Consider the following 25,998-nt stretch of genomic DNA (forward strand, 5'->3'; position numbering starts at 1 on the left):
CCGACCCGCTCATGACCCCATCGCCGCGAGCAGCTTCTCGTCGGTCTCGCCCAGCACCATCGCCACCGCGCCGAGCGCGCAGGCCTGCGGCCCCAGCGCACCGGTCTGGATCGTCATCGCGCCGCCGGCCAGCGGCAGCGACGCGGCGGCCGCGGCCTCGCGCAGCGGGCCCATCAGCAGCTCGCCGGCCGCGGCCAGGGCGCCGCCGATGATCACCGTCTCCGGGTTCAGGATGTTGCCCAGCATGCCGACCGCGCGGCCGGCCATCGCGCCGGCGTCCGACAGGGCCCTGATGCAGCCGCGGTCGCCCTGCCAGGCCATGGTGATCACGTTGCGCAGGGTGAGGCGGTCGCCGTAGGCCGGTTCCAGGGCGCGCATCACGACCGGCAGGCCGACGAAGGTCTCCAGGCAGCCGCGGTTGCCGCAGCGGCACAGCGGCCCGTTGGCGTCCACGATCAGGTGCCCGATCTCGCCGGCGCCGCCGGTGGCGCCGCGGGCCAGCTGCCCGTTGGAGACGAAGGCGCCGCCGACCCCGCCGTGCAGCTTCATGTAGACGAACTCGTCGCAGCCGCGGGCCGCGCCCCAGCGCCGCTCGGCCAGTGCGCCGAGCTTGGTGTCGCCGTCGGCCAGCACCGGCAGGCCCAGGCGGGCCGTGAGCTCGGCCGCCACCGGGATCCCGGACCACGGCGAGGGCATCCCGGAGTTCGGCACGCCGCGCCGGGTGTCGAAGGGCCCCGGCACGCTCACCCCGACGCCGAGGATCCGGCTGGGGTCGGTGCCGGCCTCGCCGATGGCCGTGCGCACCAGGTCGGCGGCCAGGTCGAAGCCCTGCCCCGGTTCGTAGTCCACCGGCAGCCGCACCGACTTCGCGATCCGCACCGCGTGCGCCACGTTGGCGATGATCACGTGCACGTGCCGGTAGCCGAAGTCGACGCCGATCGCCTCGCCGCTGGCCGGGTTCAGCATCACCGCCGCCCCGGGCCGGCCCGCACCGCCGCCGGCCGGGGCCAGCCGGGCGTCCAGCTCCACCACCAAGTCGTCCTCGACCAGCGCGGCGATGATGCCGGAGACGGTGGAACGGGACAGGCCGACGGCCCGGGCTATGTCGGCACGGCTCATCGTCCCGCGTTCGCGCAGCAGGCGGACGACGGCCATCCGGCTGCGTTCGGCACGGGACTCCGGGGGTGGCGTCCTCATGGGCCTCAGGATGGTCGGACGGGTCTTCATTAGTCAAGGATCAAACAAATAAGGGGGTGGAGACCTTGGTTAGTTCGGTGGAATTTGTTCGGTCATCACGGAATCGCAACATGCTTGACGCCTTCATTTCGTCAGCTTTACGGTCCCCACACAACGGCCACGCTTCCCACGACAACAGATCCCTCACTCGAGTTGATGAAAGAAGGCTGATCATGGGCGCAAGCTCCCCCCGGTCCGTTTCGGCTGTGATAGCCGTCGGGCTCGCCTCCGGTCTGGCGTTGGCCGGCTGCTCGTCCAGCTCCTCCAAGCCGTCCGCGAGCGGCACCTCGGGCTCCTCGGCCCCGGCCTCCGCCGCGTCGTCCTCCGGCGCCCCGTCGGCGTCCGGCTCGTCCGCCGACGTCGCGCTGCCCGACCTGTCCGGCAAGTCGATCCAGGTGCTGGCCGAGTGGTCCGGCGAGGAGCAGAAGTCCTTCCAGAAGGTGATCGACGCCTTCACCGCCAAGACCCACGCCTCCGTCAGCTACCAGGGCGCAGGCGACCAGACCGTCACGGTGCTGAAGAGCAAGCTCGCCGGCGGCGCCGCCCCGGACGTCGCGCTGGTCGCGCAGCCCGGTGCCATCGCGCAGCTGGCGCAGGCCGGGCAGATCAAGCCGCTGTCGGACAGCGTGCTCAGCACGATCGACGCCAACTACGCGCCCGGCTGGAAGACCCTCGGCACGGTCAACGGCAAGGTCTACTCGATCATGTTCAAGGCCGCGAACAAGTCGACGTTCTGGTACAACACCGCGCAGTTCCAGCAGGCGGGCGTGACCGCGCCGAAGACCTGGGACGACTTCATCAAGGCCGCCGGAACGCTGTCCGACGCGGGCATCACCCCGGTCTCGGTCGGTGGCGCCGACGGCTGGACGCTGACCGACTGGTTCGAGAACGTCTACCTGTCGCAGGCCGGCCCGGACATGTACGACAAGCTCGCGCACCACAAGATCCCGTGGACCGACCCGTCGGTGGTCCAGGCCCTGACCACGCTCAAGCAGCTGTTCGGCAACGACAAGCTGATGGTCGGCGGCAAGTCCGGGGCGCTGCAGGTCGACTTCAACACCTCGATCACCCAGACCTTCACCAGCCCGCCGAAGGCCGCGATGGCCTACGAGGGCGACTTCGCCGGCTCGGTGATCACCAGCACCACCAAGGCCAAGCTGGGCACGGACGCGAACTTCTTCCCGTTCCCGGCGGCCGGCTCGCTGACCGACTTCGTGGTCGGCGGCGGCGACGCGGCGCTGGCCACCAACGACAACCCGGCGACGATGGCGTTCGTCCAGTTCCTGGCCTCCCCGGCGGCGGCCCAGGCCTGGGCCTCGCAGGGCGGGTTCCTGTCCCCGGACAAGAACGTCCCGCTGACCGCCTACCCGGACGACACCACGAAGGCCGAGGCGCAGATGCTGGTGAGCGCCGGCGACAACTTCCGGTTCGACATGTCGGACCAGGCGCCGGCCGGCTTCGGCGGCACCAAGGGCTCCGGCGAGTGGAAGGACCTGCAGGACTTCCTGAGCAGCGGTGACCCGAACGCGGCCGCCGCCGCCCTCGAGAAGGACGCGGCCAAGGAGACTTGGCAGTAGACATGGACGAGAGCCTGTCCGCGACTCCCGCCGCCGGGGACTCCCCGGCGGCGGGGCCGCCCACCCCGACCCCGGACGCCGCGCCGGACGCCAGATCGGACGCCGCGCCGGACCCCGTACCGGCCGCCGTCCCCACCCCGGCACCGCTCCTTCAGCCCGCGCTGCCCTCGGGACCGCACCCGCTGGCCGGCCACGGCGGCCCCAGCCCGCTGCGCATCCCGGTCCGGGTCCGCTTCGGGTTCATGGTCCCGGCCGCGGTGATCCTGCTGGGCATCATCATCTGGCCGGCCATCGACTCGATCTGGCTGAGCCTGCACGATCACGACGGCTCCAAGTGGGTCGGCCTGCAGAACTACAAGACCCTGTTCACCGACCACGCCACGCTCAAGGCGCTGCAGAACAACATCATCTGGGTGGTGTGCGCGCCGACCGTCGCCTGCGCGCTGGGCCTGATGTTCGCGCTGCTCAGTGAGAAGATCCGGTGGTCGACCGCGTTCAAGGCGATCATCTTCATGCCGATGGCCATCTCGTTCCTGGCCGCCGGCGTCATCTTCGAGCTGGTCTACCAGCAGGACCCGAACCAGGGCGTGGCCAACGCCGTGGCCGTCGGGATCCACGACACCTTCGCCCCGTCGTCGAAGTACCCCGGCGCGCACCCGCGCCCGGACCTGGCGAAGCCGGCTGCCGGCGGGTCGTTCACCTCGGTGAAGACGTACACCGCCGGTTCGGTGGCGAACGTGCCGCTGGTCGGCATCCAGGCGGCGAAGCTGCCGGGCAAGTCGGCCCAGGCCGCCGCCCCGGCCGCGCAGCCGGCCGCGGACCAGATCGAGGGCACCGTCTGGCTGGACATCATCTACGGCGGCGGCGGCACACCGAACCACATCGACACCGGCAAGAAGGGCATGCCGGGGATCTCGGTCAAGGCGATCGACACCGCGACCGGGAAGGCCGCCGGATCGGCGACCGCGCACGACGACGGCACCTTCACCATCAAGGGCCTCAAACCCGGGGCGAGCTACGCCCTGGAGATCCCGGCCGCCAACTTCGCCGAACCCTACCGCGGCATCCAATGGCTGGGACCCAGCCTGGTCACCCCGGCGATCATCGCGTCGTACCTGTGGATCTGGGCCGGCTTCGCGATGGTGCTGATCGCCGCCGGACTGGCCTCGATCCCCCGCGAGCTGCAAGAGGCGGCCCGCGTCGACGGGGCGAACGAGAGACAGATCTTCTGGCGCGTCACCGTGCCGCTGCTGGCCCCGGTGCTGCTGGTGGTGCTGGTCACCCAGATCATCAATGTGCTGAAGGTCTTCGACCTCGTCTACGTCATCGCCCCCGGATCCACGCTGCCGGACGCGAACGTGCTGGCCGTGCACATGTGGAGCGTGTCCTTCGGCGGCGGCCAGGACCAGGGCCTCGGCAGCGCGATCGGGGTCTTCCTGTACCTGCTGGTGCTGCCGGCCATGTACTTCAACATCCGGCGGCTGCGCAACGAGAAGAAGGAGGGGCGATGAGTGTCACTCGACCGGTGGCGGTGCCCGGCCAAGTGCCGCTCGGAACCCGGATCGCCAAGCGCCTGACCGGCGGTGCGCTGTACATCGTCGTGCTGGTGGTCGGCGTGGTCTGGCTGATCCCCACGCTCGGCCTGTTCATCAGCTCGTTCCGCAAGGCCTCCGACATCACGGGCAGCGGCTGGTGGACGGTCTTCACCCACCCCGCGCAGCTGACGTTCAAGGACTACACCGACATCTTCGGCAACAAGGGGATCATCCAGTCCCTGTGGAACACGGTGCTGATCACCGTGCCCGCCACGGTGCTGGTGGTGTTCCTCGGAGCGCTGGCGGCGTACGCCTTCGCCTGGATCGACTTCCGCGGGCGGGACTGGCTGTTCGTGGTGGTGGTCGGGCTGATGGTGGTGCCGATCCAGGTGGCGCTGCTGCCGGTGGCCTCGCTCTACCGGAACCTGCACATCTTCGGGACCATCCTCGGCGTGGTGCTGTTCCACGTCGGGTTCGGGCTGCCGTTCGCCATCTACCTGCTCCGCAACTTCTTCGCGGCGATCCCGCGGGAGCTGCTGGAGGCCACGCGGATGGAGGGCGGCAGCGAGTGGACGATCTTCCGGAAGGTGATCGTGCCGCTGGGGCTGCCGGCGATCGCCTCGCTGGCCATCTTCCAGTTCCTGTGGGTCTGGAACGACCTGCTGGTCGCGCTGGTGTTCTCGAACGCGAAGACCCAGCCGCTGACCGTGGCGCTGCAGTCCAACATGAGGCAGTTCGGCAGCAACATCGACATTTTGGCGCCCGGCGCGTTCCTGTCGCTGTCGGTCCCGCTTATCGTGTTCTTCGCCTTCCAGAGATACTTCGTGCAGGGACTCATGGCCGGTTCGGTCAAGGGCTAGCGGGTTTGCAAGCCAGGCAGGAGAGCGCGAAACCGTGGCGGACGTCCGCTTCATCGACGCCACCCGGGTGTTCCACGGGGCGTGGCGGCCCGCCGTCGACGGCGTCAGCATCGACGTCCGCGACGGCGAGCTGCTCGTCCTGACCGGCCCGTCCGGCAGCGGCAAGAGCACGCTGCTGCGGATGCTGGCCGGTCTGGAACCCGTGGACCGGGGCACCGTGCTGATCGGCGGCAAGGACGTCGGCCGCACCGCCCCGGACAAGCGCGGCGTGTCCATGATCTTCCAGGGCTTCGCCCTGTTCCCCAACCAGACCATCCGCGAGAACATCGCGCTGCCGCTCACGATGCGCAAGTCGTCGGTGAAGTCGGCCGCGGCCCGCGTCCAGCAGGTCGCCGAGCTGTGCGGCGTGGCCGACCACCTCAACGCCAAGCCGGACGCGGTCGGCTACGACGTCCGCCAGCGCACCACCATGGCCCGGGCCATCGTCCGCCGTCCGGACGTGGTCTGCCTGGACGAGCCCCTGGCCGGCTCCGGGACCCCGCACATGATGCGCGGCCGCTCCCCGATCGCCGCCCTGCAACGCGAACTGGGCATCACCACCCTCTACGCCACCTGCAGCTCGGTGGACGCCTGGCAGATCGCGGACCGCATCGCCGTCCTGGACGGCGGCCGCGTCCAGCAGCTCGGCACCCCGGCCGAGGTCTTCGCGGCGCCCGCCACCATCGCCGTCGCGCAGTTCCTCGGCGAACCGGGCATGAACCTGGTCACCGCCCCGGCCGTCGACGGCGCGGTCCGCCTCGGCGGTCTGGCCGTGCCTCTGACGCCGGCCCAGGCGGCCGCCCTGACCGGCCCCCGCGCCGTCATCGGCGTGCGCCCCGAAGACCTCGCGATCGGCTCCGACGGCGCCGAGGGCATCCGGGCGACGGCGGTCCTGGTCCGGGACACCGGACGGGACTACCTGGTCACGGCCCGCACGGTCGTCGACGGCGTGGAGAGCGACCTGGTGGTGCGACACGCCGGGGGACCGGTGCCGGCGAAGGGCGAGGGCGTGGTGCTGGGAGTGCGAACCGGGGCGGCGCTCCATCTGTTCGACGCCGGGAGCGGGGTGCGGCTGCCGGACTGAGCACTCCGCGATCCCGTCGTTCCGGGCCGGAGACCGTCAGACCCCGGCCTCGTAGACCCAGTGGTTCGCCGCGAACGGCCGCCCGGCGAACTCGATCTCCTCCGGGCCGAGCAGGTCGAAGCCCAGCGAGCGGCAGATGCCGTTGGAGGCGGCGTCGGTGACGCCGGGGAACGCGTGGACCGGGCCCCAGCGGCCGTCGGCGCGGGCCGCGTCGAGGAGCATCGCCACCGCGCGCTTGCCCACGCCGCGGCCCTGGTAGGCGGTCAGGACCATCCACCCGATCTCCGAGAACTCCTCGCCGCCGTGGTGGTCGCGCCAGATGGTGACGGCGCCGGCCACGTCCTCCGGGTAGGTCTCGTCGAGCACGATCATCTTGATCCAGCTGGTCCCGGCGGCCGCGTCGGCGGCGTCCTTCGCGACCTTGGGGCCGATGGCCTCCAGCGGCTGCGGGCCGCCGAGCTCGGCCATCATCGCGGGGTCGCAGCGCAGGGCGACGTAGGCGTCGTAGTCGGCCGGCTCGACATCACGCAGCAGCATCTCTCGTCCTCCGGTGCCGTGGATCTTCCATCGCCGACGGTATCAGGACTCTGTGACAATCGTCGGGCGGCGGCGCCGTTCCGGCGCGGCGCGTGATGGAGAACCCTGACATCACCGTTCGGTAACGGGCGCAACGGCGCAGCGTGATCATCCCGTTCTCCGACACATGAGTGAAGCGTCCGGCGCGTCCGTCCGCGCGTCCGTCCGCGCGGGGAGCCGGCGATGAGCGGGGGCCCGGGTCTGGTCCGGCGGCGCGCGGCCGCACAGGCGACCCTGCTCGCGGCCGCCTTCACGGTGCTGCTGCCGGCGCTCGTGCTGGTCACCCTGGTGCGGATGCACACCGCTGCGGCGGACCGCGAAGGGCTGCGCAAGGCGTTCGACGAAATCCCGCCCGCCGCGCGCACCGTCTTCGCCACCTACGACACCGGTTTCCGGTGGCCGGACGACCCCGCGCTGCGCGGCCGCGTCGACACCGAGGCACGGGACGCGGTCTCCGGCGCCTTCGGCGACATCCCGGTCACCGTCGGATCCACCGTCGCGAGCGTCGCCTACGGAATCGACACGGCCACTCCGCCGGTGAGCGTCTATTTCTGGGCCGCGTCCGATCTCCCGGCGCACGCCCGCCTGCTCTCCGGCACCTGGCCCGGACCGCTGGGCGCCGATGCCGCGGCCGGAGCGGTGTTCCAGACCGCGGTCCCCGAGGCCGCCGCGACGGCGCAGCACTGGAAGGCCGGCGACACGGTCACCGTGGACGCGCGCCAGGACGGCGCGAAGGCGGTCTTCCGGATCACCGGCGTCTACCGGCCCACGGACCCCGGCTCCCCGTTCTGGCAGCACGAGCTGTTCCTCGGCGCGCAGCGGGGCAACCTGGACCGGCCGACCTTCGGCCCGCTGGCCGTCGACCCGAGCGTCACCGCGGGCCCGGTGCTGGAGATCAAGACCCTGGGATACTCCGCCACCCCGGCGTTCGCGGCCGTCACCGGCGGCCAGGCCGCGACGCTGGCGGACCGGCTCGCGGGCCTGGACGTCGCGCTCAAGGCCGCCGCACCGCCGCAGATCCAGCCCACCGTCTGGGACACGCTGGGCCCGCACACCGTCGGCATCACCGCCGGCCGGCAGATCAGCGACCGCCTGAACCTGCTGCAGGTGCTGCAGCTGGCGATGCTCGCGGGCACCGCACTGGTGCTCACCGCGCGGCTGCTGGCCGAGTACCGGCGCGAGTCCGACGGCCTGCTGCGGGCGCGCGGCGCCTCGGTCGCCGGCCTGCTGCGGATCGGGGTGACCGAGGGGATGCTGCTGGCCGCGCCGGCCGCGCTCGCCGCGCCCTTCGCCGCCCGCTGGCTGGACCACCGGCTCACCGCCCGCCGCTGGTCGACCGGCGGCGGTTCGCCGATCTCCGGCGGGTACTGGGCGGTGGCGTTCGGGGTGGCCGCCGTGACCGTGGTCCTGCTGGCCACCGCCGGGCTCGGCGGCGCGCTGTCGTTCGTGGGTGTGCGCCGCGGCAAGAGCCGTTCCACCGCGCGGACCGTCGTGCAGCGCACCGGACTGGACCTGGTGGTGGTGGCGCTCGGCGCGGCCGCGCTGTGGGAGGTGGTGCACGCCGCCGACGTCGCGCGCGTGGGCCGCCTCGGCGTCCCGCAGGCGGTGGCGCCGTCGGTGCTGCTGGTGGCCGGCGCGCTGGTGGCGCTGCGGCTGCTGCCGCTGCTGGCCGGGCCCCTGGAGCGGTTCGCCGCCCGGCGCCGGGGCGCGGTCGGGGCGCTGGCCGGCTGGCGGGTCGGACGCACCGCGCGGGCCTACGCGGCACCGATGATCCTGCTCATCATGGCGGTCGCGGTCGGGGTGCAGGCCACGGTCTTCCTGGCCTCCGCCGACCGTTCGGCGCACGATCAGGCCACTTATACGGTCGGAGCCGACGTGCGCGCCACCCTGGTGCCCTCCGGCGGCGCCGGGACCCTCGGCGGCCTGGCCGCCCTGCCCGGCACCGGAACGGGGACCGCCGTGCTGCGGGACGTGGCCTCGCTCGGGTACTCGAGCTCGGACACGGTGGACGCGGACGTGCTGGGCATCGATCCGGCGCGGGCGGGGAAGGTGTTCACCCTGCGCTCGGACCAGGCCGGGCAGCCCTGGCCGGCGCTGGCCGGAGCGCTGGTGACCGATGGTTGGGACGCGCACGGTGACACCGGCGGCGTCCCCTTGCCGGGCCGTCCGGACAGTCTGGCGCTGACCGCGCGCTACAGCTCGGATCGCGCCGACAGCGGTCTCGGACAGCTCTCGGTGGCCGCCGCGATCGCCGACGCCTATGGCGGCCTGACCTGGATCGACCTCGGCACGGTGAACGGTCCCGATGGGGTCGCGCACCCGCTGACCGGCCGGATCGACGCCCGCGGCGGCACCATCGCCTACCCGCTGCGGCTGCTCAGCGTGCGGTTCACCTACGGGCAGCCGACCGGCGTCCGCGAGAACGTCACGGTGCGGATGTCCGATCTGTCCGCCGGCGGGCGGCCGTCGCCGCTGCCGCCCGGGATCCGGCCGTGGGCCGCCGGGGACGCCGCGGGCCACGCCCTGAGCCTGCTGTCGGTTCCCCCGGACTCGATGCAGATCTCGGATGGTTCGGGCCCTGATGCGTTCACGATGAACCAGACCTCCGGATACGGCACCCAGGACCGGCTGCCGTTGACCCAAGCCGTGGTCTTCCGCGGTGAGAAGCCGACCGTGCCGGCGCTGGCGTCCGCGCGGCTTTTGGCCGGCCTGCAGAAGAAGGTCGGCGACACGTACGACACCACCGGCTTCGGCGGCGACACGGTCAAGCTGCACTTCGTCGGAGTCCTGGACTCCGTCCCCGGCACAGACCCGAACCCGGCCCGGAACCCGGGGCGCGACCGCGAGGTCCTGCTGGTGCCGCGCGGCTTCTACAACCTGCGCGACGCTCCCACCGGCACCGGCCACTCGGCGGAGTGGTGGGCGTCCGCGGCCCCCGGGACCTCGCCGGCGCAGTTGGACGACCGCGTCCAGGGCTATCTGGCCTCCTTCGAAGGCACGCACCCGACCGCGGACCGGCAGCGCTTGACCGCCGCCCTGCGCGACGACCCGTTCGCCGCCGGCATCCGGATCACGCTGCTGGTCGGCGCCTCGGCCGCGCTCCTGTTCATCCTCGTCGGCTTCAGCCTGCACGCCGTCACCACCCTGCGCGAGCGGTCGGTCGAGCTCGCGCTTCTCCACGCGCTGGGACTCTCCCGGCGCCGCACCCTGGCCGTGCTGCTGGCCGAGCAGGCGCTGCTGGTACTGCTCGGCACCGCCGCCGGGCTGGCCCTGGCCACCGTCGCGATCCGATCGGAGCTGTCGTTCATGATCTTCACCGACACCGGCGCGACCGCGGTCCCCGCACCGCACGAGGTGGTCGACCGGCCGATGATGGCCGGGGCGGTGGGCATGACGGCGCTGTTCCTGTTCGGGACGTCCTTCCTGGCCTTGCGGGGCCGGCGCGAGCCCTCGGGCCTGGTGCTGCGGGCCGGGGCGGAGCGATGAGCGCGCGGTGGCGTGCCGAACTGCGGGCCGGACGCTCCGCGCTGGCCCTGGTCGCGCTGCTGGCCGCGGCGACCGCGGGGGCCGCCGCGGCGGTGCCCGCGGAGACGGACGCCTCGGACGCCGCGACGGTCTCCACGATCACCGGCCGTGCGCTGCACACCCAGCGGGATCTGGTGCTGACGGCGAAGTCGGGGTTGCCGGACCAGACCTTCACGGTGGAGGACGGCGCCGCGCTGCGCGAGATCGCCGCAACGAGCCGGGGATCGCTTCCAGCGGTGGTGGGCGGTCTGGTCACAGCGACGCGGATCACGGTGGCCAAGGAGATGTCGCTCCAGGTGACCGATCCGCCGGCGACGGTACGGCTCCCGGTGCAGGCGAGGCCGGTGTCGGTGGTCGGATATGAGAGCGCTGTCTCGTTCGTGGAGGGGGCTCCGCCAGGGCCGCCTGCGTGGATGAAGAGTACGGCGCCGGGGCCCACCGGATCGCCGCAGCCCGGATCGTCGCAGCCCGGATCGCCGGGGCCGGGCTGGTCGGTGCCCGTCGCGCTGTCGCGCAGCGTGGCCGACGTACTGGGGCTGCACACCGGGGCCAAGGTGCACGCGCCGGTGGCCGGCGCCGGAGGCTCGGCGCGGGCGTCGAGCGCGTCCACCCTCGAGCTGGTGGTCAGCGGGGTCTTCGACACCGGCGCGCCGACCGACGATCAGATGTGGGCGTTCACGCCGAACCTGCTGCGCCCGTTGAAGACACGGGCGTGCAACCCGCCCGCCGTCGACTGCAAGGCCCTGTCGGACGTGTGGATGGCGGACGTCCTGGTGGACGATCCCTCGACGGTCGACCTGGTCGCCCAGTTCACGGGCGATCCGGTCGTGGTCACGATGGAACACATCGTGGACCGGGCCCGGCTGGCCCGCGCCGGCCTGCCCGCGGTCGCCGCCGGCCTGCGGGACGCGCAGCGTTTCGGCAAGGGCGCGACACCGGCCGACCCCTCGGGAGTGCCCTACCCGATGGAGCTCTCCACCGGACTGCCGAAACTGATCGCCGCCGCCGAGGAGGATCAGCGGGCGGGCCACGCGCTCGACGCCGTGGTGCTCGGCGGAACAGTGGCGGGGGGACTGGCCGCGTTCCTGCTGATGCTGCGGATGACGGTGACCCGACGATCGGCGGAGATCGCCCTGTGCAAAGCACGAGGTGCGGCCTCGTGGCGGCTGGCTGTGCGGTTCGCCGTGCAGACCGGCGCCGTGGTGCTGGGTTTCGGCGCGGTGGGCGTCGGGATCGCCCTGGCACTCGGACCGACGCCGCGCAACGCGGCGGAGGCCTGGTACGGCGCGGTCTTGGAGACGCTGGTGTCGGTGGCGATCGTGCTGGTGCTGGTGGGGCGCCACACGGATCGCCTGCCGTCGCAGCGCCACGAGCGGCTCGGCGGTGAGGCGCGGGCCCGGCGCGCGGTGCGGGACGGGGGACTCGTGGCCGGCGCGGTGGGAGCACTGGCGTTCCTGCGCTCGCAGGGCGTCGACGCGGCGGCGGGATCGATCGACTGGATCGCCGTCGCCGCCCCGGCGCTGCTGGCGGTGAGCGCGGGCGTCGCGACGGTGCGGCTGGTTCCCGCGCTGCTGGCCGGACCGGCCTTCGCCGCACGGGCGGGGCGGGCGGCGGCGGGCTTCGTCGCCACGGTCCTGGCCGCGCGGCGGGTCCGGGCGGTCGCGGCCCCGCTGACCGGCCTGGCCGTGGTGGTCGCGGCGGGGATGTTCGCCGCGGGATACGACGCGGCGGTGCCCCAGCGCGTGCGGATCGACGCGGTGCACACGGTGGGAGCGGCGGCACGGGTCACGGCGCAGCAGGCGGTACCGGATCCGGAAGCGCCGGCGCCCGCCTTCGACCCGGGGTTCGTGGACGCGGCGAGGAAGGTGCCCGGGGTCACCGCGGTGGCGGCGGCATGGGTCGGCCCTGGAACCATCGACCCCGGTGGGGACCCGGGTGGACGGCGAGCGGCGCTGATCGTGGTCGATCCGCGCTCGTTCCGGGCTCTGGCGGCGGCGACGCGGGAAGCCTTCGACGTGCCGATGGGCACGGTGCCGGATCTGTGGCCCCGCACCATCGGAGACGACCGGGCCGCACCGGTTCTGGTGTCACCGGACTTGGCGTCGCTGGTGGGGACGGACGGGAGCGTCGGGCCGCCCGGCCAGACGGTGAAGGCGGACTACGTGGCGGCCGTGGACCTGCCGGCCGCGGAGTCGGTGACGGCGGAGAACGGGCAGTCGTATGTGATCGTGGCGGCGGACCAGCTGCCCGGCGCAGCGGTGACACCGTTGACGACGTTCGGAGAGCCGAACACGGCCTGGATCGCGGGAACGCCGTCGAGGCGGGACCTGCAGGCGGCGCTGGCGCCGTACAGCCCGGCGGGCCTGCTCGTCGACCGCTTCGCCGACGCGGAGAAGACCGGTCTGGGCGACGCCCGGGTGGCCGCGGCGCGGACGGTCTTCCACTTGGTGGAGCTGCTGTGCGGGGCGTACTTCGCCCTGTGTTTGTTGTTGCTGTTGGCCTCGTCACGCGGCGCGAGCAGGGACAGCGCGTTGTTGTTGCAGGTGTTCGGGTTGCGCGGCGGAGCCGCGAGGGCGATCTCCTTCCTGGTGACGCTGCCGCTGGCGCTGCTGGCGGCCGTGGTCGGGATCGGCGCCGGAGTCGCCTTGGCGCCGATCATCGGACCCCTGACCCGGGGCGGAGCCGCGGTTGTCGGGACGGCGCCCACGGGGATGCGGTGGGCTGTGATCGACGGGGTGGTCGTGGTCGGGGCGGTGGTGGCCGGGACGGTGGCGGATGTCTTGATGCGGAGGTCGGCGGAGATGACGGTGCGCTTGCGGGCGGCGGAGTTCGAGTGAACCCGCCGCAGCCTCACACTTCGTCCACCAGCATGGCCGGCAACTGATCGAGACTCGTCAGATAGAAGTCCGCCTTGGCGACAAGGTCCGGGTGATCCCCGTGCACCTGCCCCCACGGGCCCCTCCGAATGAACGCCGTGCGCAGCCCCGCCCCCCACGCCGGGCGCATGTCGTTGTCCAGCCGGTCGCCGACGTACAACACGCTTCCGGCCCCCGACAGCGGCCCGCGTCCCTCGGCCCGCGACACCTCGTCGCCGACCTCGACGACCTTCGTGAAGAACGCCGGATCCGGCTTCTCCAGGCCGCCCCACATCGCGGAGGTGGTCACGAGGTGGACGGGAAGGTCCAGGCTCTCGAGGATGCGGTGGGAGGCCGCTGTTTGATTGGCGGCGATCAGGACCAGGTAGCCGGCGTCTTTCAGGGCGGCCAGAGTGCGGCGGGCGTCCGGGTAGAGGTCGCGTTCGCCGTAGCCTTCGGGGCGCCCGGCCAGGGCGCGGGCTTCGCGTTCGGCGGTGAGGTCGAAGCCGGGTTGGAAGTGCTCGAAGACGTCGAGGTGCGGGCGGCCCGCGGCGATGACGGCGCCGAAGACGGCCGAGAAGGTGTGGCGGGGTACGCCGAGCCAGTCGGCCCAGTTGTGGTACTCGATGGTCTCGTCGACGAGGGTCTCCCCGACGTCGAAGACGACGGCCTCGATGGTGCGGGACTTGCCCGGGATGTGCATGGTGCGGGTTCCTCTCGCGGGACGCTTCGGCGTCAGACGGCTCCCCATTCCCAACAGTGCCCGATGGCGCGGCGTTGCTGCGGTGATTGTAAAGCGGTGTTGCCCGGGCAGGGCGATGTCGATGGGAAAGTCATGCCAACGGGTTACGGCGTCCGGGTGGTGATCCGTGGCGGGCCGTTGCGAGGTGCGGAGGGGCCGGAGTCGTCGGCGGCTTCAGATCCTCGCGTCCGGGACGGCGTCGACGGTGTCCACGGCGTCCAGGGCGGTGTCCAGGGCCAGCGCCGTCCAGATCACGCCGAGGTGGGTGAACGCCTGGGGGAAGTTGCCCAGCTGCTCGCCCTCCGGTGTCAGCTCCTCGGCGAACAGGCCGGTGGGGCCCGCGTGGCCGAGGAAGTCCATGAACATCTTCCGGGCCCGCTCCACTTCCCCGCTCCCGGCCAGGGCCGTGTGGTACAGGGTCGTGCACAGGTCGAAGCTCGACTCGTCGCCCTCCAGGCCGTCGCTGAAGTCGTCGACGCGGTAGCGGTGGCAGAGCCCGTCGTGGGTCAGGCCCTGCTCGATCGCCGTCAGGGTCGCGTGCCAGCGCGGGTCCTCCGGGCTGGTGAAGCCGACCACGGGCATCAGCAGCAGGGAGGCGTCCAGCGCGGGGTCGCCGTAGCTCTGCACGTACGAGCCCTGCTTCTCGTCCCAGCCCTTGAGCCGGATCTCGTCGGCGATCGCGTGGGCCATCACGGCCCACATCCCCGCGTTCTCCTGGGTCGGGGCGATCCGCAGCCCGTACTCGAACGCGGCCCAGCACATCAGCCGGCTGTAGGTGAAGTCGCGACGGCCGCCGCGGGTCTCCCAGATGCCCTCGTCGGGCCGGGCCCAGTTCTCCACCAGCCAGTCCAGCAGCTTCGCGACGGCGGCCTGGCCCTCCGGGCTGCGCAGGTGCTCGGTGCCGCCCAGGGAGTAGAGGAACTCGCCGTAGATGTCGAGCTGGAGCTGCTCCGCGGCGCCGTTGCCGATGCGTACCGGGGAGGAGGACATGTAGCCCCTCCATTGCGGCAGTTCTTCCTCGATCAGGTCCGACGTGCCGTCGACCCGGTACATGATGTCCAACGGCTCACCGAGGCGCGTCGGGCCTTCGGCCAGGCGGGCGGTGACCCACCGGGCGAACGCCTCGGCCTCGTCCCGGTATCCGAGGTCGAGCAGGGCCCGGGCGGAGAAGGAACCGTCACGGATCCAGGTGTAGCGGTAGTCCCAGTTGCGCGGTCCGCCGATCTGCTCCGGCAGCGCGGTGGTCGCGGCGGCGACGATCGCGCCGGTCGGCGCGTGGGTCAGCAGTTTGAGGGTGATCGCGGAGCGGTGCACGGCGTCCGGCCACCGGCCGCGGTAGCCGCTCTTGGCGACCCAGCCGAGCCAGAACGCCAGCGTCTCGGCCAGCGACCGCTCCGCCTCGTGCTCCACGTCCGGGACCCAGTCGCCCGGCGCGGAGGCGGCCACCAGGAAGACGGCCGCCTGCCCGGCGAACAGTTCGAGCTGCGCCGCCGCGGCCTCGCCGACGGTGACCATCGGCACGGTGCCGAACAGGGTCAGCGAGGTCTGCGATCCCTCGAACACCGCGGCGTGCGCCGTGCCGCGCCGCTCCAGGACGGGCTCGCGGGCTTCCTCGCGCCCGTAGTCGAACCGCGGGTGGCAGTACATCGTGAACCGGATCCGGCCCTCGACGCCGCGGACGATGCGGTACAGGAGGGTCCGCCCGTCGTCCGCGGAGCTCTCGTCCGGGACCATGAAGTCCACGACCTCGCCCACCGCGCCGTCGGCGGCCACGAACCGGGTCACCGCCACGGCGGTGTCCGGGATGTACGCCAGGCTCGCCGACGCGCCCTCGCTCCAGACCCGGAACGCGCCGCCGCCGACCGCGTCGTCCAGCAGCGCGCCGAACACGCTCGGCGCGTCGAACCGTCCGGGGCAGAACCAGTCGACGGTCCCGTCGCCGGTCACCAAAGCGCAGGTCCGCAGGTCGCCGAGCAGGGCGTGATCGTCGATCGCAGGGTAGGCGTGCGAGGTCATGGCCAGACCCTACAGTCCGGCGCGACGTGTTCAGTGCAGCGCGCTGCCCGCCGTCCAGTCGGCCCAGCTCAGGTTCCAGTCGCCGAACCCGTTGTCGGGTTTCACGGTGTCCTTCGAGTTCACCACGGTGACCGGATCGCCCGGAATCACCTGGTTGAAGAACCACTCCGCGTCGGACGACGACAGGCCGATGCAGCCGTGGCTGCCGTTGACCTTGCCGAACTTGCCCTCGTTCCAGGGCGCGCCGTGCACGAAGGTGCCGGACGGTGTCAGGCGTACCGCCCAGTACACGTGCGGGATGTCGTAGGCGTTGACGCCGAAGATGTTCACCGTGGTGGAGTTCATCCGGATGTCCTGGTCCTTCTCCAGCACCGTCATGGTGCCGTTCCAGGTCTCGAACCCGGGCTTGCCCGAACTGGTCAGCAGGGTCGTGGTCTTGCCGCCGGTGGTGACCGTCATCTTGTGCGCGTCGGCGTCCATCGTCGCGACCAGCGCGCGCCCGATGGTGAAGGTGGCGTCGCGGTTCTGCTTCCCGTACAGGCTCCCGCTCTTCACGCCGTCCAGCCGCATGTGCAGCGTCACCTTCGTGCCGGCCGCCCAGTACTGCTGCGGCCGCCAGTCCACGCGCTGCGAGCCGAACCAGTGCCACGCGCCGTCCACCGGCGGGTCGGACGTCACGGTCAGCTGCTTCTCGACCGCGGCCTTGTCCGGGATCGGCTTGTCGAAGGTGATGGAGACCGGTTGGGCGATGCCGAAGGTGGTGCCGTTGTCCGGGGTGTAGGTGCCGGTGTAGACGTTGGCCGGCTTGGCCGTCGTGAACTGGGACGTGACAGTCTGCTGCTTCCCGTCGTCGCCCGTGGCCACGGCGGTCACCAGGTAGGTGTGGCCGATGCCGACCGGGTTGGCCGACGTCCAGGAGGCGCCGGAGGCGTCCAGGGCCCCGGCGACCGCGCCCCCGCCGGACAGCTGCGCGGTGACCGACGTCAGCTTCCCGTTGGCCACGCTCACCTGGATCTGCGAGGCGGGGTCGGCGTCGGACGTGTTCGCGGCCGGCTTGATCACGACGACCGCGGCCGAGGACGACGACGAGGACGTACTCGGCGCCGCGCTCGACGAGGAGGACGCCGCCCCGCCGGCGGTCGGTGTGCCCGATCCCGCAGCCGGGTTCCCCACGGGATTCTTAGAGGCCTTCGAGCCGCTTCCACCGCCGCCGCATCCACCGGCGAGGGCCACGACGGCCACCGCGGCCATCGTGGCGGCGAGCTTCTGCAGTCTGCGCATAATCGCCTCCTGTGCTCGATCTTATAACTGGCTGATACCGATGCCACCGCAGCGTGCTGTCGAACCGTTAGGTTTTCCTTAACCAGCGGCGAGGCAGAATGCCAACTGCCAAGGGATGGGAAACACGAGGGGGCCCTGGATGACGCTCGCCACCGGAAATCCGCCGACATCGGCGCCGGCCGCCACGGGAGCCGGCGCGGTCGCGCAGCACCCCGGGCCGCCGGCGGCACGCCGCCCGCGGACCGACCGCAGGCTGGGCCGCACCCGCGTCGTGCTGGCCGTCGGCGCGCTGCTCTTCGGGGCCGCGGGCATCATCTCCACGCAGATCCGCGCCGACGGCGCGGACGACGTGAAGTCGCACAGCGGCGTGCTGATCCAGCAGGCCGAACAGCTCTACCACGACCTCTCCGACGCCGACGCCACGTCGGCGACCATCTATCTGCACGTCGGCGAGGCGCCGAAGGAGCTGCTGCAGCGCTACGACGACGACCTCAAGGGGGCGCAGAGCACGATGCTCGCCGCCACCAACGAGGCCGGCTCCGACCGGGCGGCCAAGGACGCTCTGGACCGGATTGCCCAGCAGCTGCCGATCTACGCGAAACTCAACGCCACGGCCGCGGCGAACAACCTCGTCGGGTACCCGGTCGGCATCCGCTACCTGACACAGGCCTCGAACCTGATGCAGGGCACGATCCTGCCGCAGGCGCAGAAGCTCACCGACGCCGAGGCGAAGAACCTGTCCGCCGCCGAGGACACGGCCACGCAGTTCCCGTGGCCGATGATCGCGGTCGGGGCGCTCATGCTGGGCGGGCTGATCGTGATCCAGGTCCGCGAGAGCCGCCGCACCAACCGGGTGTTCAGCATCGGCCTGCTCGCCGCCACCGCCGCGCTGGCGCTGTCCCTGATGTGGGCCGCCGCCGCCACGTCGATCCAGAGCAGCCACGTGGACCAGGCGAAGAAGAAGGGCTCGAACCAGGTCAGCGTGCTGGCCACGGCCCGGATCCTGTCGCTCCAGGCCCGGACCGACGAGATGCTCACCCTGGTGGCCCGCGGCACCGCCGATGACAAGGAGACCGACTTCTCCGGGAGCACCGACGCGGCGAACAACCACACGCCCGGCACTGAAGAGAAGCTGGCCGCCGCGCTGCAGAGCGCGGGCCAGATCGCGACCGACGGTACCGGACGGGACTTGGCCGGAGCCGCCGCCGACGACGTGGATCAGTGGTCCAAGCAGCACAAGATGCTGCGCGACCTGGACGCGCAGAACCAGTACCAGAAGGCCGTCGACTCGGCGCTCGGCGAGCGCGACTACGTCGCCCCGGCACCCAGCGCCGCACTGTCGTTCGGCAAGCTGCAGGCCGACCTGGACAAGGCGATCGCCCACGCCGAGGACGCGTTCCGGTCCGAGGCCGCGTCCGGCGCCGACGCGCTGACCGGGCTGGAGATCGGGCTCGGCGTGCTCGCCGTCGCGATGGCCGCCGCGGTGGTCGTGGGGCTGGGCCGGCGGCTTGCCGAATACCACTGAGGGGGCAGTGAGGATGATGATGCAGACGAAGCTGATGAAGCAGACGAAGCCGACGAAGCTGACGAAGCAGCGCAAGCGGATCCGCGCCTGGGGCGCCGTCGCCGTGGTGACGGCCGTCGGTCTCACCGCGGCGTGCAGCTCGAGCAAGGAAATGAAGGGGTCGCCGAGTGTCCCGCGTGCCGGCGAGGGCATCGGCAACAACGCCATCCCCGGCGCGCCGGCCGCGCCGCCGACGCCCTGCGGCAAGGAGGCGACCGCCGCGGCCTGGCAGGGACCGCTGCCCGGCCCGCACGACGCCGTGCCGGCCGGCGGCACCCTGGACCAGATCCGCAAGCGCGGCTTCCTGGTCGCGGGCATCGACCTGAACACCTACCTGTTCAGCTACGACCCGCACCACACCAACGAGCCCCAGGGCTTCGACGTCGACATCGCCAAGGCCATGGCCCGCGCCATCTTCGGCGAGGACGGCCACATCCAGTTCCGGATGGTGACCCTGGCCGACCCGAAGACCGGAGAGTACGCGCAGCTGCACAGCGGCAACATCGACCTGGCCGTGCACACCACCACCATCACCTGCGCGCGCATGCAGGGCCCCAAGCGCATGAGCTTCTCCGACCCCTACTACCTCACCGACCAGACGCTGCTGATGCCGCTCGGCGCCGACGGCAAGCCGCAGGCGGCCACGCTGGAGAGCCTGAAGGGCACCGGCAAGAAGGTCTGCGCCACGCTGAACTCGACCGCCGTCGACACCATCAAGCTGAAGGCCGGCGACGACGCCGCCTACCAGGCCCCTTACGCCCTGGACTGCCTGGCGCTGCTCCAGGAGGACCAGGTGGACGCGGTGTTCACCGACGACGCCCTGCTGCGCGGCATGGAAGCGCAGGACCCGCACGTCCACCGCACCACCGCGCCGGCGGTCCAGACCCAGCCCTACGGCATCGTCACGAACTACGACCCGGCCAAGGCCAACGACCTGACCCCGTTCGTGAACACGGCGCTGGCGAACCTGATCGCCGACCCCGGGCCGAACGGCTGGGACTCACTGTTTGCAAACGATTTGGGTAAGCCGGTGGCGCCCCACCCGAAGGCCCCCGACCAGTACCCTCTGAAATAGGCCGGACCGACGGACGGGGCCGGTAGACCGCAAGGCATGGGGGGAGCACGAGCACGACCGTGACGACCATATGGACCCGGCAGGCGATCGACGCCGCGATCGACCGCCGTGCCCAGGAGCGCTCCGGGGTCTCGGCCGGTCTGCTGGAACTGGACGACCACCCGGGGCGGCGGCTGCTGGACGGTGCCCAGCTCAGCGGCGACACCGCCACGGCGTGGGCGCGGGCCTCGGCCGAGCTCGCCGCCCTCTGGACCGTGTTCGAGGCCTACCAGCAGGTGCTGGACCGGGTCTCGACCCTGCGCGGCGGCCCCAAGACCCGGCTCGGCGACAAGGAGCTGGCGGCCCTGGCCGACCTGCTCACCGGGCGCTCGGTCGCGCTGCCCCGGCAGGCGGTGCCCTTCGAGCGGCGCGGGCTGCTGGACCCGGCCTCCACCCAGGACTTCCTCACGCTCGACGAGGCCGTCCAGTCCATGACCCGCACCTACGACCTGGTCAAGAAGGTGGCGGTCGACGCCGAGAACGCGTGGAACCGGCTGCTGGAGCCGCTCGACGAGCTCAAACAGAAGGTGCAGGCCGCGCGCACCACCGCCGACGCCGTAGGGGTTGGTACCGACCCGGTCTTCGACCGCCTGGCGAACATCGAGGCGCAGACCGCCGACATGCGCCGCCGCGCGCTGTCCGACCCGCTGGGCATGGTGGCGGGCACGGTCGGCGTGCCGGCGCGCGTCACCCAGCTCCTCGGCGAACTGGACCGGGTGCGGGTCGAGCTGGAGCAGGCGCTCGCCGCCCGCGCCGAGTTCGACGAGCGGCTGGCCGGGATCGAGGCCGTGATCACGCTGATCGCGCAGGCCGAGGCCGAGGCCGAGACGGTGCGCGCGGAGGTGCTCGCCAAGATCTCCGGACCCCGGCTGCCGCCGGCCTCGGCGGCCGCGGCGCACCTCCGCACCAAGGTCGCCGACCTGCGCCGGGAACGCTCCGGCCAGTCCTGGACGTTGCTGGGCCGGAACCTTTCGGCCTTGGAGAAGAACAGCCGCGTGATCCTGGAGAACGCCCACAAGCGGGTCGAGCAGGTGCGGGCACCGCTGGCCCGGCGCGACGAGCTCAGGGGCCTGCTGGACGCCTACCGGGCGCGGGCCGCCCGGCACGGCGTCGCCGAGACCCCGCGCCTGGTCGCGGCCCACCGCGCGGCCCGCGACCTGCTGTGGTCCGCGCCCTGCGACCTGGCGGCCGCGGAGTACGCGGTGCGCGGCTACCAGGCGGCGGTCGGAGCGGCGCTGCCGAGCATGTCATAGGACTCACACAAAGGCTCCACAAAGGGTTATAGGGGAGAGGGAAACACAGTGACCGCCTGTCTTGAGCCCGGCTGCGACGGATCCATCGACGCGGAGGGCTACTGCGACACCTGCGGTACCGCCGCGGCACCGGCCGGGCAGAAGCCCGCGGCCGGCGCGCCCTCCGTGCGCACGTCGCAATCCACGCGCACCGGCACCAGCCGGACCTCGTCGACGTCGGTGTCCAGCCGCAACTCCGCCTCGGTGTCCAGCCGCACTCGCGGCTCCCGCGGCGGCAGCACCGGCCGCTCCCGGCGCGGCAACCTGGGCGCCGGACTGATCGAGGTGCCGCCGGTCCCGTACAAGGACCCGATGTCCGCGATCATGGTCGACCCGCAGGTGCCGGAGAACAAGCGGTACTGCTCGAACTGCGGCGAGCCGGTGGGCCGGGGCCGCGACGGCAACCCGGGCCGCACCGAGGGCTTCTGCCGCAAGTGCCGCACCGCCTTCTCCTTCGAGCCCAAGCTGCGCGCCGGCGACCGGGTCGGCCAGTACGAGGTGCTCGGCTGCATCGCGCACGGCGGTCTGGGCTGGATCTACCTGGCCAAGGACAAGAACGTCTCGGACCGCTGGGTGGTCCTCAAGGGCCTGCTGGACTCCGGCGACGCCGACGCGATGGCGGCCGCGGCCGCCGAGCGCAAGTTCCTGGCCGAGGTGAACCACCCCTCGATCGTGCAGATCCTGAACTTCGTGCAGCACCCGGACCCCAAGACCGGGGCGCCGGTGGGCTACATCGTCATGGAGTACGTCGGCGGCTCCTCGCTGAAGCAGATCCGCAACGAGTACAAGGAAGGCGGGAAGGCCGCGCCGCTGCCGGTGGCCCAGGCCATCGCCTACGCGGTGGAGATCCTGCCGGCCTTCGGCTACCTGCACAGCCTGAACCTGGTCTACAACGACTTCAAGCCGGACAACATCATCCAGTCCGAGGAGCAGCTCAAGCTCATCGACATGGGCGGCGTGCTGCACATGGACGACATGGACTCGGCCATCTACGGCACCAAGGGCTTCCAGGCCCCGGAGATCGCCGACGAGGGCCCGTCCGTCGAGTCCGACCTCTACACCGTCGGCCGCACGCTCGCGGTGCTGACCCTGGACTTCAAGAACTACACGACCACCTACCGGGACAGCCTGCCGACGCCGGCCGATGCGCCGCTGTTCGCCCGGCACGAGTCCTTCTACAAGCTGCTTCTGCGGGCCACCCACCCGAACCCGGAGCTGCGCTTCGACTCCGCCGAGCAGATGGCGCAGCAGCTGACGGCGGTGCTGCGCGAGGTGCTGTCGCTGGAGAGGAACGAGACCCATCCCGGCGCCTCGGCGATGTTCGGGCCCGAGGTCCGGGTGCCGAGCACCACCGCCCTGGCCCCGGACCCGCGGGCCGTGGTGCGCGCGCTGCCGGTGCCGCAGGTGGACCGCAACGACCCCGGAGCGCAGTTCCTGGCCGGCCTGGGCGCCGTCGACCTGGCCGACCAGCGCACCGCGCTGCAGGCGCAGCCGGCCGAGGCCGTGGCGAAGTCCCCGGAGATGCAGCTGCGGCTGGTGCTGGCCGCCACCGCGAGCGGCGACTTCGCCGAGGCGGACCGCCGCCTGGACGAGTTCGAGAACGCCAACGGCGGCGACTGGCGCACCTTCTGGTACCGCGGCCTGATCTGCCTCGGCGGCGGACTGCTGACCCGGGCCCGCGGCCTGTTCGGCGCGGTCTACGACGCGCTGCCCGGCGAGGCCGCGCCGAAGCTGGCCCTGGCCGCGTGCGCCGAGCTGGAGGGCGACGCGCGGTCCGCGGCCGGTTTCTACGGCACGGTCTGGCGCACCGACCACAGCTACGTCAGCGCCGCCTTCGGCCTGGCCCGTGCGCTGCTGCGAAGCGGACAGCGGGACGCCGCCGTGGCGGTGTTCGGCGCGGTGCCGCTGACCTCCACCCACCACACCGCCGCCGCCGAGGCCGCGCTGCGCGCCCTGCTCGTGGACCGCGACCGCGACCTGACCGGCCGGGACCTGGCCGACATCGACCTGCGCTACGCCTGGCTGGCCGAGCGGCTGGATCCGGAGCACGCGCACCGGCTCGCGCTGGAGGTGTTCGAGACCGCCGGCCGCCGGCTCTCGGTGCAGGTCCCGAGCGACCTGCGTTCCGGGCAGACGCTGATCGGCCGCGCCGTCGAGGAGCGCGAGCTGCGCAAGGGCATGGAGCACGCCTACCGGGCGCTGGCCCGGCTGGCCTCCGACCGCGGAACCCGGGTCGAGCTGGTCGACCAGGCCAACGCGGTGCGTCCGAGGACCCTGATATGAGTGTCGAGGCACCGACCACCGGAGAAGAGGCCGAGCTCGCGATGCCGCTGCAGCTGACCTGCCCGAAATGCGGCGCGACGGACCTCGTGATGGACGCGGACACGCGGTTCTGCGAGGAGTGCGGGTACGCGCTGGCCGAACCGGTGACCGGCGAGGAGGAACCGTCCGCGCCGGCCGGGCCGAAGCCCTGCGTGTCCTGCGGGGGCACCGAGATCGACGGCGAGGGCTACTGCATCGACTGCGGCGACCTGCAGCCCCGCCGCCGCGACCGGATGGAGGTCGACCTCCGGGTGGTCGCCGGCGTCAGCGACCGCGGCCTGCGGCACCACCGCAACGAGGACTCGATGGCGCTGCGCCCGGCGGTGGCGCCGGACGGCCGCACCGTCCTGGTCGCCGTGGTCTGCGACGGGGTGTCCACGTCCGAGCGCCCGGACGAGGCCTCGGCCGCCGCGGTCTCCGCCGCCGCCCGGCTGCTGCTGACCGCGGTCCAGGCCGGCGCGCGGGACGCCGCGATGCTCACCGCCCAGGCCGTGCGCACCGCCGACGAGGCGGTGGCGGCCCTGGCCCGGGACTCCGACCACGGCAACCCGCCGGCCTGCACCTTCGTCTCGGCCCTGGTCGGCTCCGACGTCACCGTCGGCTGGCTCGGCGACAGCCGCGCCTACTGGCTGGACGCCGAGGGCTCCTCCCGGCAGCTCACCGCGGACGACGCCGAAGAGGGTTCCCACGCGATCGAGGCCTGGCTGGGCGCCGACTCCGGCGCCCCGGAGCCGCACGTGGTCTCGTTCACACCGCCCGGCCCCGGTGTGGTGCTGGTGTGCAGCGACGGCCTGTGGAACTACGTCGAGCAGGCCGCCGACCTCGCCGCGCTGGCGCTGCCGCAGGCCGCCACCGATCCGAAGGCGGCCGCGGTGCGCCTGGTCCGCGCGGCCCTGGACGGCGGCGGCCACGACAACATCACCGCCGTCCTCGTCCCCTACCCGGTTCCGGCGACCGCCGAGCCGTCCGCCTGACAGGAGCCAGCAAGCAGCCATGAGCCAGTATCCGAACTTCGCCTTCGAGATCAACCAGAACGAGTTCCTGGCCGCGGGCGTGCGCGAGGTGCACGCCGTGGTCACGCTGACCGCCGCCCCGGCGGCCGGGTCCTCCGCGCTCCCGGCCTCCGGCTCGTCCGGCGGCGGCTCCGGCAAGGACAACGTCGAGGTCATCATCATCGACTGCTCCGGGTCCATGGACTACCCGCGCACCAAGATGATGGCCGCCAAGGAGGCCACCAAGGTCGCCATCGACACCCTGTCCGACGGCGCCTACTTCGCGGTCGTGGCCGGCACCGAGGGCGCCCGCGTGGTCTACCCCACCGGCGGCCACCTGCTGCGTGCCGACTACCAGACCCGCGCGCAGGCCAAGGACGCGGTCTCCCGCCTGGCCGCCAACGGCGGCACCGCGATGGGCCGCTGGCTGGCCCAGGCCAACCGGATCTTCGACGCCCACCCGCACGCCATCAAGCACGCGATCCTGCTCACCGACGGCAAGGACGAATCCGAGACCCCGGCCGACCTGGCCCGGGCCATCCAGGCCAGCATCGGGAACTTCACCGCGGACTGCCGCGGCATCGGCGAGGACTGGGAGGTCGGCGAGCTCCGCAAGATCGCCGACGCCCTGCTCGGCACCGTCGGCATCATCCGCGAGCCGGCCCGCCTGGCCGAGGACTTCCGGGAGATGACCGCGAACAGCATGGGCAAGGAGGTCGCCGACGTCGCGCTGCGCCTGTGGGCGCCCAAGGGCGCGGTGGTCCGCTACGTCAAGCAGGTCAGCCCCACCCTGGCCGACCTGTCCGCCAAGCGCGTCCCCGGCGACAACCCCCTCACCGGCGACTACCCGACCGGCGCCTGGGGCGCCGAGACCCGCGAGTACCACATCTGCGTCGAGGTCGAACCGGGCAACATCGGCCAGGAGAAGCTGGCCGGCCGGGTCCAGCTGGTCGCCAAGGACTCCGGCGGCGCCACCCTCCTCGCCGAGGACAAGATCCGCGCGGTCTGGACCGAGGACGAGGACCTGTCCACCCGCATCAACGGCCGCGTCGCCCACTACACCGGCCAGGCCGAGATGGCCCAGGCCATCCAGGAGGGCCTGGACGCCCAGAAGGCGGGCGACCTGGACACCGCCACCGCCCGCCTGGGCCGCGCCATGGACCTCGCCGTCGAGTCCGGCCACGAGGACACGGTCAAGATGCTCCGCAAGGTGACCGAGGTCGACCCGGCCACCTCCAAGGTCCGCGCCAAGGCCAAGGTGGACAAGGGCGATGCCATGGAGCTGGACGTGGTGTCCACCAAGACCGTGCGCGCCAAGCGCAACTAGCTCCGAACCACCGGGGGAGATGACGACGATGACGACGGGTAACGGCCGCCGGCCCGCGGCC

The 25,998-nt window shown here is 72.3% G+C and carries 17 protein-coding genes; 12 read left to right on the plus strand and 5 right to left on the minus strand.

The features are described 5' to 3' along the window. Positions 1-9: 9 nt before the first annotated feature. Entirely contained in the window at positions 10-1,197 is a 1,188-nt protein-coding gene (locus tag ABD466_RS35185; protein ID WP_344661575.1) for an ROK family transcriptional regulator, read from the minus strand. A gap of 212 nt (positions 1,198-1,409) precedes the next feature. Here ABD466_RS35185 and ABD466_RS35190 point away from each other — a divergent pair, with 212 nt between their 5' ends. Genes ABD466_RS35190 through ABD466_RS35205 form a run of 4 tightly spaced genes read left to right on the plus strand, consistent with a single transcriptional unit; the run spans position 1,410 to position 6,331 of the window. Continuing rightward, on the plus strand, positions 1,410-2,813 hold the full coding sequence (locus tag ABD466_RS35190; protein WP_344661576.1) for an ABC transporter substrate-binding protein: 1,404 nt from the start codon (positions 1,410-1,412) through the stop codon (positions 2,811-2,813). Between the two features lie 2 nt (positions 2,814-2,815). After that, positions 2,816-4,324, plus strand: coding sequence for an ABC transporter permease subunit (locus tag ABD466_RS35195; protein ID WP_425558827.1), 1,509 nt, complete (start codon positions 2,816-2,818; stop codon positions 4,322-4,324). Next, positions 4,321-5,208, plus strand: coding sequence for a carbohydrate ABC transporter permease (locus ABD466_RS35200; RefSeq protein ID WP_344661578.1), 888 nt, complete (start codon positions 4,321-4,323; stop codon positions 5,206-5,208). Before ABD466_RS35195 ends, ABD466_RS35200 begins: the two co-directional genes overlap by 4 nt. Before the next feature lie 34 nt (positions 5,209-5,242). After that, entirely contained in the window at positions 5,243-6,331 is a 1,089-nt protein-coding gene (locus tag ABD466_RS35205; protein WP_344661579.1) for an ABC transporter ATP-binding protein, read from the plus strand. 36 nt (positions 6,332-6,367) lie between these two features. Here the strand turns inward: ABD466_RS35205 and ABD466_RS35210 are convergent, their stop codons facing one another. Beyond that, the gene (locus tag ABD466_RS35210) at positions 6,368-6,868 is read right to left on the minus strand and encodes a GNAT family N-acetyltransferase (RefSeq protein ID WP_344661580.1); all 501 of its coding nucleotides are present in this window, start codon (positions 6,866-6,868) and stop codon (positions 6,368-6,370) included. Positions 6,869-7,090: 222 nt separating this feature from the next. Between ABD466_RS35210 and ABD466_RS35215 the strand changes: the two genes are divergently transcribed. Together ABD466_RS35215 and ABD466_RS35220 are read left to right on the plus strand one after the other, a co-directional pair. Further along, positions 7,091-10,393 carry an FtsX-like permease family protein gene (locus ABD466_RS35215; RefSeq protein ID WP_344661581.1) on the plus strand — a complete coding sequence of 1,101 codons (3,303 nt, stop codon included), beginning with the start codon at positions 7,091-7,093 and terminating at the stop codon, positions 10,391-10,393. Further along, a complete protein-coding gene (locus tag ABD466_RS35220; protein ID WP_344661582.1) occupies positions 10,390-13,269 on the plus strand; it encodes a hypothetical protein in 2,880 nt (959 codons plus the stop codon). Before ABD466_RS35215 ends, ABD466_RS35220 begins: the two co-directional genes overlap by 4 nt. A 13-nt stretch (positions 13,270-13,282) precedes the next feature. Here ABD466_RS35220 and ABD466_RS35225 read toward each other — a convergent pair whose 3' ends face one another. From ABD466_RS35225 to ABD466_RS35235, 3 genes are all read right to left on the minus strand, one after another. Then, positions 13,283-13,990 (minus strand): HAD family hydrolase, encoded by a 708-nt coding sequence (locus ABD466_RS35225; protein ID WP_344661583.1) that lies wholly within the window; start codon positions 13,988-13,990, stop codon positions 13,283-13,285. A 213-nt stretch (positions 13,991-14,203) separates the two neighbouring features. Beyond that, positions 14,204-16,045 (minus strand): glycoside hydrolase family 15 protein, encoded by a 1,842-nt coding sequence (locus tag ABD466_RS35230; protein WP_344661584.1) that lies wholly within the window; start codon positions 16,043-16,045, stop codon positions 14,204-14,206. A gap of 30 nt (positions 16,046-16,075) precedes the next feature. After that, positions 16,076-17,326, minus strand: a complete 1,251-nt coding sequence (locus tag ABD466_RS35235; protein ID WP_344661585.1) for a L,D-transpeptidase — start codon at positions 17,324-17,326, stop codon at positions 16,076-16,078. Positions 17,327-17,465: 139 nt separating this feature from the next. Between ABD466_RS35235 and ABD466_RS35240 the strand changes: the two genes are divergently transcribed. Genes ABD466_RS35240 through ABD466_RS35265 form a run of 6 tightly spaced genes read left to right on the plus strand, consistent with a single transcriptional unit; the run spans position 17,466 to position 25,937 of the window. Next, positions 17,466-18,851, plus strand: coding sequence for a hypothetical protein (locus tag ABD466_RS35240; RefSeq protein WP_344661586.1), 1,386 nt, complete (start codon positions 17,466-17,468; stop codon positions 18,849-18,851). Positions 18,852-18,864: 13 nt separating this feature from the next. Beyond that, positions 18,865-19,965 carry a transporter substrate-binding domain-containing protein gene (locus tag ABD466_RS35245; RefSeq protein ID WP_344661587.1) on the plus strand — a complete coding sequence of 367 codons (1,101 nt, stop codon included), beginning with the start codon at positions 18,865-18,867 and terminating at the stop codon, positions 19,963-19,965. A 59-nt stretch (positions 19,966-20,024) separates the two neighbouring features. After that, positions 20,025-21,257, plus strand: coding sequence for a hypothetical protein (locus tag ABD466_RS35250; protein ID WP_344661588.1), 1,233 nt, complete (start codon positions 20,025-20,027; stop codon positions 21,255-21,257). A gap of 48 nt (positions 21,258-21,305) precedes the next feature. Continuing rightward, positions 21,306-23,579, plus strand: a complete 2,274-nt coding sequence (locus ABD466_RS35255) for a serine/threonine-protein kinase (RefSeq protein WP_344661589.1) — start codon at positions 21,306-21,308, stop codon at positions 23,577-23,579. Continuing rightward, the gene (locus ABD466_RS35260; protein WP_344661590.1) at positions 23,576-24,592 is read left to right on the plus strand and encodes a protein phosphatase 2C domain-containing protein; all 1,017 of its coding nucleotides are present in this window, start codon (positions 23,576-23,578) and stop codon (positions 24,590-24,592) included. The genes ABD466_RS35255 and ABD466_RS35260 overlap by 4 nt, the downstream gene beginning before the upstream one ends. Positions 24,593-24,611: 19 nt before the next feature. Beyond that, a complete protein-coding gene (locus tag ABD466_RS35265) occupies positions 24,612-25,937 on the plus strand; it encodes a vWA domain-containing protein (protein ID WP_344661591.1) in 1,326 nt (441 codons plus the stop codon). Positions 25,938-25,998: the final 61 nt, after the last annotated feature.

Origin of the sequence: Catenulispora subtropica (assembly GCF_039531675.1) — a bacterium.
In the GTDB taxonomy this organism is placed as follows: domain Bacteria; phylum Actinomycetota; class Actinomycetes; order Streptomycetales; family Catenulisporaceae; genus Catenulispora; species Catenulispora subtropica.

What these genes read in the sequence shown, in the direction of transcription:
- ABD466_RS35245 (WP_344661587.1), top strand. Translation starts at nt 18,865, where the DNA reads ATGATGATGCAGACGAAGCTGATGAAGCAGACGAAGCCGACGAAGCTG.
- ABD466_RS35185 (WP_344661575.1), bottom strand. Translation starts at nt 1,197, where the DNA reads ATGAGGACGCCACCCCCGGAGTCCCGTGCCGAACGCAGCCGGATGGCC.
- ABD466_RS35220 (WP_344661582.1), top strand. Translation starts at nt 10,390, where the DNA reads ATGAGCGCGCGGTGGCGTGCCGAACTGCGGGCCGGACGCTCCGCGCTG.
- ABD466_RS35225 (WP_344661583.1), bottom strand. Translation starts at nt 13,990, where the DNA reads ATGCACATCCCGGGCAAGTCCCGCACCATCGAGGCCGTCGTCTTCGAC.
- ABD466_RS35235 (WP_344661585.1), bottom strand. Translation starts at nt 17,326, where the DNA reads ATGCGCAGACTGCAGAAGCTCGCCGCCACGATGGCCGCGGTGGCCGTC.
- ABD466_RS35200 (WP_344661578.1), top strand. Translation starts at nt 4,321, where the DNA reads ATGAGTGTCACTCGACCGGTGGCGGTGCCCGGCCAAGTGCCGCTCGGA.
- ABD466_RS35260 (WP_344661590.1), top strand. Translation starts at nt 23,576, where the DNA reads ATGAGTGTCGAGGCACCGACCACCGGAGAAGAGGCCGAGCTCGCGATG.
- ABD466_RS35190 (WP_344661576.1), top strand. Translation starts at nt 1,410, where the DNA reads ATGGGCGCAAGCTCCCCCCGGTCCGTTTCGGCTGTGATAGCCGTCGGG.
- ABD466_RS35230 (WP_344661584.1), bottom strand. Translation starts at nt 16,045, where the DNA reads ATGACCTCGCACGCCTACCCTGCGATCGACGATCACGCCCTGCTCGGC.
- ABD466_RS35265 (WP_344661591.1), top strand. Translation starts at nt 24,612, where the DNA reads ATGAGCCAGTATCCGAACTTCGCCTTCGAGATCAACCAGAACGAGTTC.
- ABD466_RS35195 (WP_425558827.1), top strand. Translation starts at nt 2,816, where the DNA reads ATGGACGAGAGCCTGTCCGCGACTCCCGCCGCCGGGGACTCCCCGGCG.
- ABD466_RS35210 (WP_344661580.1), bottom strand. Translation starts at nt 6,868, where the DNA reads ATGCTGCTGCGTGATGTCGAGCCGGCCGACTACGACGCCTACGTCGCC.
- ABD466_RS35240 (WP_344661586.1), top strand. Translation starts at nt 17,466, where the DNA reads ATGACGCTCGCCACCGGAAATCCGCCGACATCGGCGCCGGCCGCCACG.
- ABD466_RS35215 (WP_344661581.1), top strand. Translation starts at nt 7,091, where the DNA reads ATGAGCGGGGGCCCGGGTCTGGTCCGGCGGCGCGCGGCCGCACAGGCG.